This is a genomic window from Halobiforma nitratireducens JCM 10879 (assembly GCF_000337895.1).
GTDB lineage: Archaea > Halobacteriota > Halobacteria > Halobacteriales > Natrialbaceae > Natronobacterium > Natronobacterium nitratireducens.
The window spans coordinates 1-9,906 of sequence record NZ_AOMA01000115.1 but is presented as its reverse complement, the minus strand read 5'-3'; the positions used below and the strand labels follow the sequence as shown (position 1 = coordinate 9,906).

At 63.7% G+C, this 9,906-nt stretch carries 7 protein-coding genes; 3 read left to right on the top strand and 4 right to left on the bottom strand.

The features are described from left to right. The first annotated feature begins 158 nt into the window (after positions 1-158). Complete coding sequence (locus C446_RS11305) at positions 159-1,226, top strand: Gfo/Idh/MocA family protein (RefSeq protein ID WP_006673232.1); 1,068 nt, start codon at positions 159-161, stop codon at positions 1,224-1,226. Positions 1,227-1,341: 115 nt separating this feature from the next. On the opposite strand, the gene C446_RS11300 is transcribed toward C446_RS11305, so the two are convergent. The 4 genes from C446_RS11300 to C446_RS11285 all read right to left on the bottom strand — a co-directional run bounded on the left by C446_RS11300 (position 1,342) and on the right by C446_RS11285 (position 6,170). Further along, complete coding sequence (locus C446_RS11300) at positions 1,342-1,656, bottom strand: HalOD1 output domain-containing protein (protein ID WP_049920179.1); 315 nt, start codon at positions 1,654-1,656, stop codon at positions 1,342-1,344. 144 nt (positions 1,657-1,800) lie between these two features. Beyond that, the gene (locus C446_RS11295) at positions 1,801-3,213 is read right to left on the bottom strand and encodes a cryptochrome/photolyase family protein (RefSeq protein WP_006673230.1); all 1,413 of its coding nucleotides are present in this window, start codon (positions 3,211-3,213) and stop codon (positions 1,801-1,803) included. Positions 3,214-3,314: 101 nt separating this feature from the next. After that, on the bottom strand, positions 3,315-4,187 hold the full coding sequence (locus C446_RS11290; protein WP_006673229.1) for a phosphatase PAP2 family protein: 873 nt from the start codon (positions 4,185-4,187) through the stop codon (positions 3,315-3,317). A gap of 93 nt (positions 4,188-4,280) precedes the next feature. Beyond that, entirely contained in the window at positions 4,281-6,170 is a 1,890-nt protein-coding gene (locus C446_RS11285) for an ABC transporter substrate-binding protein (protein WP_006673228.1), read from the bottom strand. A gap of 632 nt (positions 6,171-6,802) precedes the next feature. On the opposite strand from C446_RS11285, the gene C446_RS11280 reads away from it, so the two are divergent. Further along, entirely contained in the window at positions 6,803-7,957 is a 1,155-nt protein-coding gene (locus C446_RS11280) for a tubulin/FtsZ family protein (protein ID WP_006673227.1), read from the top strand. Between the two features lie 226 nt (positions 7,958-8,183). Beyond that, positions 8,184-9,188, top strand: coding sequence for a TIGR04024 family LLM class F420-dependent oxidoreductase (locus C446_RS11275; RefSeq protein WP_006673226.1), 1,005 nt, complete (start codon positions 8,184-8,186; stop codon positions 9,186-9,188). Positions 9,189-9,906: the final 718 nt, after the last annotated feature.

Here is a 9,906-nt window from a genome sequence, read left to right as displayed (position 1 = left end):
TTCTTTTTCAAACAGCTTCTCTGAGGACGATCGTAACGGGTGTCAGCTGTATGGTGGTTTGTAGAATTTGAGATCCCGAAGTTGTGGTCGTTCGAGTCCTGGGTTTGATATAGCGATATTTGGTGTACTAGTCGCCAACCGACCGAAATGAACGACAGATGATGACAGACCACACGGACGTCACAACGGGAATCGTCGGCCTCGGGAACATCGGACAGTACCACGCCGAACGGTTGGTCGATCTCGGCGTGCCGCTGATCGGCGGTATGGACGTCGCTGCCGATGCGCGAACGCGGTTCGCCCGCCGGTACGACGTCGACGTCTACGAGGATCACCGGGAACTGTACGACGAGGTCGACGCAGTCATCATCACGACCCCCAACAAGTACCACGAGGAGTACGCTATCGACGCCTTCGAGCGCGATCTGCACGTACTTCTCGAGAAACCCTTGGCCCACTCACTGGCCAGCGCCCGCCGGATCGTGGAGGCGGCGACAGACGCCGACGGCCACTGCATGGTAGGGTTCAACAACCGGTTCTCGAACGCGGTTCGAATCGTAAAAAACCGTCTCGATCGCGGGGAGCTGGGCGAGGTCTCACACGTCGAGGCGAACTACGTGCGGCGACGCGGGATTCCCGGCCGCGGCTCCTGGTTCACCCGACGACAGATCGCCGGCGGCGGTGCCCTGATCGACCTCGGCGTCCACGCCATCGACCTGGCGCTGTACTTGCTCGACTACCCCGAGGTAGCGGAGGTCAGCGGCGTCACTCGCAGCGAATTCGGCTCTCGTGAGGAGTACGCCTACCTCGACATGTGGGCAGACGATGCGGGGCCGGCGGGGTTCGACGTCGACGACTCCGCCAGCGCGTTCGTCCGCTGTCGCTCCGGCCAATCGATCTCGCTCGAGGTGGCCTGGGCGACCAACCGCCCTGCGAATCACGAGTTCGTCGTCCGCGGGACCGAATCGGCGGCGGTGTTCGACCTACTCGAGGGGACGCTCTCGTTTTACTCGGCGAGCAACGTCGGCCCGGACCATCTCGAGGACACGACGATCGAGACCCGACAAAACGATACGCACACTGACGAACAGCGCGCGTTTTTCGATCGGATCGCCATCGACGAGCGCACCGACGACAGCCTCGGACAGGCGCTGACGGTACAGCGAATCGTCAACGGGATCTACCGCTCGAGCGAGGACGGCGGAACGGTCACCATCGACGAGTGAGGCGATCTTCGAGGAGCGGACGAAGCCGGATACGACTGGTACGACCGGCACGACTGGGAAACTGGTACGACGGTTTCGGCGACACGCCTCACTGTAGCCCTCGAGACCGACCGGATCACTCCACGACGCGATCGACGAACGAGGCGTCCTCGTCGTCCTGTTCGCGGACGTCGACGTGTCCATCGCCGTGGACGACGACGTCGTACCCTTCGTACTCGAGTGCGACGAGTGCGCCTCGATCGTTCAAGGCGTGGGAGGTTCGAAAGAGCGAATCGAGCGCCTCCGGATTGACGACCGAGTACAGTGGCTCGTACTCCGGTGGCTCGATCTCGGTTGCGTCGACGCCCTCACGGGCGGCGACCGCTTCGACGATGGCCTGAGAGGGGGGCACCTCTCCACACGGCGTGGAAGCGTCTGTTGGAGAGGACATACAGTCCGCTAACAGGTTCACTGGGATAAGACTGGTGCCCAACAGATTGACAATACTGACGTATTTCCCGTTCAGACGGACAATTATCCCCTATATTTCGGGTTACAGGTAGCCATCTCTCAAGGAGAAGTACAGTAAAATCGATCAGTCCCGGGCGCGCTCGAAGGTCTCGATCGCGAGCTCTCGGCGTTCGTCGTGATCGACGATCGGTGACGGATAGTCGGGCGCGATCCGCTCGCGTTCCGTCTCTGACAGGGTCGTCCAGTCGTGGATATCGTCAGGAGATGCATCCTCGAGTTCGGGGACGTAACGGCGGACGTACTCCGCGTCAGGGTCGTACTCGCGGCCCTGCTTGACCGGGTTGAACACGCGGAAGTACGGCTGGGCGTCCATTCCGGTCGAGGCCGCCCACTGCCAGCCGCCGACATCGTTTGCCGTGTCGTGGTCCGCGAGCCGTCGACGGAACCAGTCGTAGCCTTTCCGCCAGTCGATCAGGAGGTCCTTCGTCAGGAACGCGGCGACGAGCATCCGGACGCGGTTGTGCATCCAGCCCTCCTCGCGGAGCTGGCGCATCCCGGCGTCGACGATAGGATACCCCGTCTCGCCGGCCGTCCAGGCCGCGAACTCGTCGGGATCGTCGCGCCAGTCGATCTCGCCGGCAGCGTCGCTGAAGTTCTCCGAGACGATCTCGGGGTTGAACGCGAGCACGTGGGCGTAAAACTCCCGGAACGCGAGCTGTCGACGAAATGCAGTGACCCCGTCGCGCTCGGCGTCGGCTTCGGCACGGTCCATCGCCCGCTCGGTCGCCGCGTAGACGGCTCGCGGTCCGATCGTCCCCCACTTGAAGTGAACTGAAAGTCGCGACGTCGCCCCCGAGGCCGGGTAATCCCGGCGATCGTCGTACTCGTAGATCGGCCCGCCACAGAACGACGCGACCCGGTCCCGGGCTGCCGTCTGTGTCACAGTTCGTGGCGACGCGTCCGGCTCGTCGAATCCAAGTTCCTCGAGAGAGGGAAGCGGCTCGGTGACGTCTTTCTCCTGGAGATCCGCGAGGTCGGCATCTGTCGGCGGATCGACGGGTGCCGGTTTCTCTCGATCCCGCCACTTCTTCCAGAAGTACGAGAAAACGGAGTAGTGCTCGCCGCTGTTCGGCGTGATCGATCCGGGTTCGTGGACGATCCTGTCGTGAACGGTCTCGACAGCGATCCCGTCGTCCTCGAGTGTGGCGGTAACAGCCCGGTCGCGTTCACGGGCGAGTCCGCTGTAATCCTCGTTCCAGGAGACGGCTTCGGCATCGTACTCCGATGCAACCGCCGGAACGACATCGCTGGCTTCTCCTCGACGGACCAGCAGGTCGCCTCCCCGCTCGCGATACTGCTTACGGAGCCCCGACAGCGCCTCGAGCAGACACGACACGCGAACCGGAGACGCGTGCTCGAGGATCGTCGGATCGAGGACGAACAGGGGAACGATGCGGTCGTCGCTGCCGCTCCCGGCGCGAGCGAGGCCACGGTTGTCCCGGACGCGAAGGTCACGCCGGTGCCAGTGAACGATCATAGTCGACCTGGAGATTCGAGGACTGAAAACGTGGGGGGCACCAGTGTTGGTGTGAGCGTCGGTACCGCTGGTGACGGTCGTCTCGGTTTGCCCCGCCGGGATCAGTTGCCCGGACGCCCCTCACGGTCGATACGGGCAGCGAGGTAGCCACGGAGCCCGTCGAGAGCACCCTCGACGGTGTAGTTGCGAGCGATATAAACGCTGAGTGCCGCGAGCGCGATTCCGGCGGCGACATCGAGGAACCAGTGAATCCCGAGATACATCGTCGAAAGCGCCACGCTGATCGCGAGAACGCCCGAGATCGGGAGCCAGAGCGGGTACTCGTCTCTGGTGTGCCAGGCGAGAAAGAAGACGGTCATCGCAAGCGACGTGTGCAGCGAGGGAAAGACGTTGGTGTTCTGGTTCACCTGGTTGGTCAGCGTCCGGGATTCCGGGAACGCGTCGTACAGTAGCCCCTCGAAGAGGGTCGGATCGACGTTTCGAGGCCCCATCGCGAGAAAGAGGATGTAACAAACGAGCCCGATCCCGTAGTTCACCGCGAACGCGACGATCAGGGTCGACAACTCGTCCATCTCCTCGAGCGCGAAGTACGCGACGAAGGGAAACAACAGCAGGAACGCGTACCCGTAGATGTAAATGAACACGAAGTACGACGTCAGTTCCGGCGTCTGGAACGACTGGAGGAACGCAACCGGATACTCCGGAAAGAGTAGCCGTTCGAACTCGAACAGAAGCGACGTGATCGGATTGCCGACGACCTGTCGTTCCAGACGAACGACGGCGTCGACCGTTACCCAGCGGAGAAACAGGATCACGGCGAGGGCAGCAAGCGGCAGCAGGCAGGCCTTGAGTCGCCAGCGAACGTCGCCCACAGCGGCCGCTAACCGACGCGGGCCGACGACGACGAGGGCCGCGACCGCGAGCATCGTCGCGACCACGACTGCGAGTTCCAGTACGACGGTCGCCAGTGACATTCGTCTCGCCTGTTGGTACGTGCTATAGCCCAATATACCGATTGGTCGGCGACCGCTCGGAGACTACCAGCGGCGGACGACAGCGGGGAGGTGTCATTCGAGTAACTCACCGTCTTCGTACCGATAGCCGGCGTCCCGAAAGAGCGAACGGACGAGTTCGACGTCGATCTCTCCGTCAGTCCCCGGGAACTCCAGTACGTCGGGCACGTCGTCGCTGGTACTGTCGCCGTCGTCTCCGTCGTTGCCACCAGCCACCGAACCGACGCCGTAGTCGGGTCCGAACGCACCGTCGGGGATTCCGACGTGCGATCCGATCGAATTCGCCGGTTGCGCGTAGCCGTCGAACAACTCGACCGCCGCGTGCTGGCGGTCGACCAGCCGCGAGATGAGCCGTCGAAAGCGGGGGTTCCCGAGTTCGGGGTGGTGGTGGTTGTAGCCGACGATGTAAAACGAGTTTGCAGTCCCGGTCACCGTAGACACCCCGTCGCCGTCGACGAGCGATTCGACCTCACCAGGTGGAATGGCGTCACCCGTCAGGTCGATCTCGCCCTCGAGTAGCGAGTCGATCATCGTCCCGACGTTGGGCGCGATCCGAAACCGGAGCCCCGAATACTGGGAGAACCCCTCGAGTACGTCCGGTCGATCTTCCGACCCCCGGAACACGTGCTCCTCGAACGGCTCGAGTCGGATCGTGTCCATGGTGACTTCCTCGAAGAGGAACAACCCTGACCCGACGGGTGCTTCGTTATCGGTCGTCAGCGCCTCGGTTCGCTGGTCGGCGACGATCTCGGTCCGTGGCTCCCAGACGTGCTCCGGCAAAACGGGAACCGAGAACGCACGGGCCGCGGCCGGACGGGTCGTCTCGCCGAACGAGAACCTGACGGTCCGGTCGTCGAGCGCATCGACGGTCTCGAGGACCGTCTGTCGACTCCGGTATCGCGGTGCCGGGACGCCGCCGTCGACCTCACCGCCGGACGTGTCCTGTATGAATCGGTAGGTAAACACCACGTCGGTGGCCGTCAACTCCGTGCCGTCGTGCCACCGAAGACCGTCCCGGAGCGTGACGTCTGCCCGAAGGTATGGGCCGTCGTCCTCCCACGTAACGTCTTCGGCGAGCCACGGAACGGGCTCCCGTTCGGGGGGCGTCCGGCCTGGACCGTCCGGCGGAGCGGACGTTACCAGTCCGTTTCCGCTCCCTTCGTCGGCGTCACTGTCGTCCGTCGCTACCGATCGAACCAGGGGGTCGTACAGCAGCCCCAACAACCCGTCGACCCGGTTTCGGTCGACGACGAGCGGGTTCAGCCGATCACCGAGTCGCTCCCCGTAGACTCCGACATCGAGTGGGCCGTCGCGGGCCCCATCGGCGGGTTCGCGGGAGAGCACGTCGAGGTAGTCGAGCGGTCCCGAAAGTGGTCGGCGCGCGTCGATCCCCTCTCGACACCCGGCGACTTCGAGCGGGAACGCGACCGTAGTGTACGGAACCGCCTCGGCCAGGTGCTCGAGCAGGTCCTCGATCGCCTCGTGGCGTTCGTCCCCGCTTCGGTCCCGCTGAGCCTCGAGGTACTCGTCGGCCGTGAGGTCCGAGAAGTGAAACGGGTTCTGCCAGCCGCGTTCGCCGACGAACTGGGAGTGCAGCAACCCCCGAAGCGCGTCGTACTCGTCGATGCCGGGGTGGCGAGCGACGAATACGTCGTAGTCACCTCGAAGGAGGACGTCGCGATAGAGATCCGGTCTGGGGACCGGTTCGTGCGTGACGGCGATGCCGGCGTCCCTGAGGTTCTCGCGGAACTGACTCATGATCGTCGCGGCCGCGAGGTCGTCGTCTGCCGGCACCGTCTTGATCGTCAGCCCGATCTGGTCGGTGCCGACGTTCTCCGCGCGCGACCAGAGCCGTTCCGAACAGCCCGCAAGCGACGCGGTGACGACGCTCCCGGCTCCCGCAAGTGCCCTTCGCCGCGTCGTCGACGGCGCGCCCTTTTCCATATCGGAGGACGTACATCTCCACGATGTATAGGACTTACTCTCGAGACGACACCTCGAAAATACGCTCGAGAGTGGGTTTCGGTGGTCAATACGAGGGAATCGGACGGAAGTGAGCGTGTTTCTCGGGCCGCGTTCTGCGAACGGGTTCGGGCTCGAACATCGGCCGCCCGCCCGTTCGAAGGTTCGGCAGTTCGAAAGGAAGTCGGGTACTGACTTCTCCCACGACTGCAGTCGTGGGGGTGTGCTGGCAACGGACCAGCGCCGGTCCCAGACGGGCATTCCCACGTGGACGGTCGCCGGTCGGCTGCCGGCGTTCTGAAGTCAGTGTGGCTCCCGGGTATGACAGCGGCGTGGGCGGGTTTGCCCCGACCTCGGAGGCCACCCTACGAGGGGACTACCAATCAAGCTTACGCGCTTCGTCCCAGAGTGAACTCGTGGGCGTTCGCGCTGTTCTTGTTGTAATCGGTGACTATACCGAACGCCAAACAGTCTCGATTTGGCTACCGTCTTTCCTTCCGATATACGAACAGCATAACAATAGCCGTTTCCGGACACGGTCGGAGCGTGGCATCTGTTCCCACCTCGAGACGCGATCGTTCGCGTGCGGTCGGGAGCGGCCACGAGAGACAACCATGAAACTCGCACTAATCGGCTTCGGACAGGCAGGCGGGAAAGTCGTCGACGAGTTTGTGGCCTACGAGGACGAGATCGGCGGTGGATTCGTCGAAGCGGCGGTCGCCGTCAACTCGGCGACGGCGGACCTCAAAGGCCTCGAAAACGTTCGTACGGAAAACCGTGTGCTCATCGGACAGGCCCGGGTCAAGGGCCACGGTGTCGGTGCCGACAACGAACTCGGTGCGACGGTCACCGAAGAGGACATCGACGAGATTCAGGGCGCGATCGATCGGATTCCGGTCCACGAGATCGACGCGTTCCTCGTCGTCGCCGGAATGGGCGGCGGGACGGGATCGGGCGGTGCCCCGGTTCTCGCGAAACACCTCAAACGGATCTACAACGAACCGGTCTACGGCCTGGGTATCCTCCCTGCGACCGACGAGGGCGGGATTTACACCCTGAACGCGGCCCGATCGTTCCAGACGTTCGTCCGCGAGGTCGACAACCTGCTTGTCTTCGACAACGACGTCTGGCGCAGCGCCGGCGAGTCCGTCGAGGACGGCTACAGCCGGATCAACCGCGAGATCGTCGAGCGGTTCGGCCTGTTGTTCGCCGCCGGCGAGATCGACGAGGACGACGACGTGGCCGAAAGCGTCGTCGACTCCTCGGAGATCATCAATACCTTGGAGGGCGGCGTCTCGACGATCGGTTACGCGCGAGAAACGGTCGATACGGGCGGCCTGCTCTCGTCGTTCCGCGACGACGACGGGTTCGACGAAGGACAGGCGACGAACCGGATGACCAGCCTGGTACGCAAGGCGGCGCTCGGCCGATTGACGCTGCCGTGTGACGTCTCGAGTGCCGACCGCGGTCTCGTCGTCGCCACCGGCCCCGCCGAGCACCTCAATCGCAAGGGCGTCGAGCGTGGCCGGCAGTGGCTCGAGGACGAGACCGGAAGCATGGAAATCCGCGGCGGCGACTACCCGCTGTCGGACCGCGACGAGGTCGGCGCGATCGTGCTCCTCTCGGGCGTGACGGACGTGCCGCGAGTCGACCAGCTCCAGCAAGTCGCGATCGAGGCCCAGGAGACGACCGAGTCGGTCCGAGCGAACGCCCAGGACGAGTTCGCGTCGCTGATAGACACTGGCGGCGAACTCGACGCGCTGTTCTAAGGTCAGCCGACGATTCCGTTCTCGCTTCGATCGGTTGCAGTCGAGGAGTGGCCCACGGTGTCGAGGGAAGTGCGGCGTTTCCCGTGGTTCGGAGGGAACTTTAATAGAGTTGACTGTGTTCGTAGGAGTGGACGACCCGAACGGCACGCGATCCCCTCGAGGGTAATGCGTCACCCGTGACACTGCGGACCGGCGCTGCGCGGGCCGATTCGATCGATTCGAACCCATGACGGACAGAAGCCTACACCTTCCGGTCGCTGCACAGCCAAGCGTCGACGCGATCGTCGACTACGCCCGACGCGGAGAAGAACGCGGCTACGAGTACGCCTGGCTCCCCGAAACCTGGGGGCGAGACGCCCCAACCGTGCTCACGAACATCGCACGCGAGACCGAGACGATCGGCCTCGGGCCGAGTATCGTCAACGTCTACTCCAGATCGCCGGCCCTGCTGGGACAGACCGCGACGACCCTACAGGAGGTCGCGGACGGCCGTCTCCGGATGGGGATCGCTCCCAGCGGACCGGCTGTCATCGAAGGCTGGCACGGAGCCGACTTCGACCGGCCGCTGCGTCGTACCCGCGAGTACCTCGAGGTCATGCGTATGGTCATGTCCGGCGAGACGGTCAACTACGACGGTGACATCTTCTCGCTGTCCGGGTTCCGGCTGCGCTGTGACCCTCCCGAACAGCCGGTCCCCATCGACGCTGCGGGAATGGGTCCGAAGTCGGTCGAACTCGCCGGCCGGTTCGCCGACGGTTGGCACGCGACCGTCTTCACCCCAGAGGGGCTCGAGGAACGTCTCGAGGACTTGCGCCGTGGTGCGGACCTGGGCGACCGTGATCCCGACGATGTCCGGGTCACTCTCTCGCTTACCGCCTGCGCGCTCGAAGACGGCGAGCGTGCCCGCGAGCTGGCCCGCGAACATCTGGCGTTCTACGTCGGTGCGATGGGGACCTACTACCGCGAGTCGCTCTCGCGGCAGGGGTACGAAGACGAGGCTCACGAAATCGCCGCGGCCTGGGCCAGCGGCGACACGGAAGACGCCCTCGGGTCGATCTCCGACGAGTTGCTCGATGCGGTCGGCGCGTCGGGGACACCCGAACGGACCCGCGAAGAACTACGCAAGTTCGCGGAGATCGACGGCCTCGACGATATCGCGATCGGCTTCCCGCGTGGAGCGACGCCGGAAGAGATAGAGGAGACGATCGACGCGCTTGCACCGGATCACTGATCGCTGATCCCAGATCGGTGACTCGCTGACCCGACTCGCAACGGTCTATCGACTGGCCCGTCCGAGGTCGCTGGCGGTATTTTCGTCAGGGCCACAGCATGAGAAGGGACGGCGATAGTAACAACTGCAACGGTTTGCACACTGATCGCCGATCCGTCTGACGATCAGGTGCGCACTGACTTGCAGTGGCTACTATAGTGCGACCAGTCCGACGGTGGCGGATTCGAACGCGCCGTTGGGCGAGTAAACCACTGTGTTCCGTCCGCCGAAACCGACACGAGTTCGTGACAGTCACGGTAGCCGGAGAATAACGAACTACGATATCGAGGTCGACTACGGCATGGTAAGTCAGAACCGTTCCGGGCGGTCAACGGCGTCGACGATGCGGGAGACGGTCAAGTCAGTACTCTTTCGTGCCGACGGTACCACGACGATCGAGGAGTGTCGTCGCTGTGGAAAGTCCGTCGACGAAAGCGATGGGTCCTGCCCGGCCTGTGGCTGTGCCGACTTCGTCGAGTACCGGATTCGATAGCAGTCTCTCTCGAGTCCGGGTCGGTCGGTGATCGGGCCAGTGACAGGTGTCGGGTCCAGATAGCCGCGCCTGCATCGCCGGCTTCCTTCCAGCGAAGATGCTCTGTTGAACGCAAGAAGGCGACAGTATTGAATTTATGATATTCGTCTTAATGCCGCTATATGGCCTGAGAGTCCTGTTTTGAAA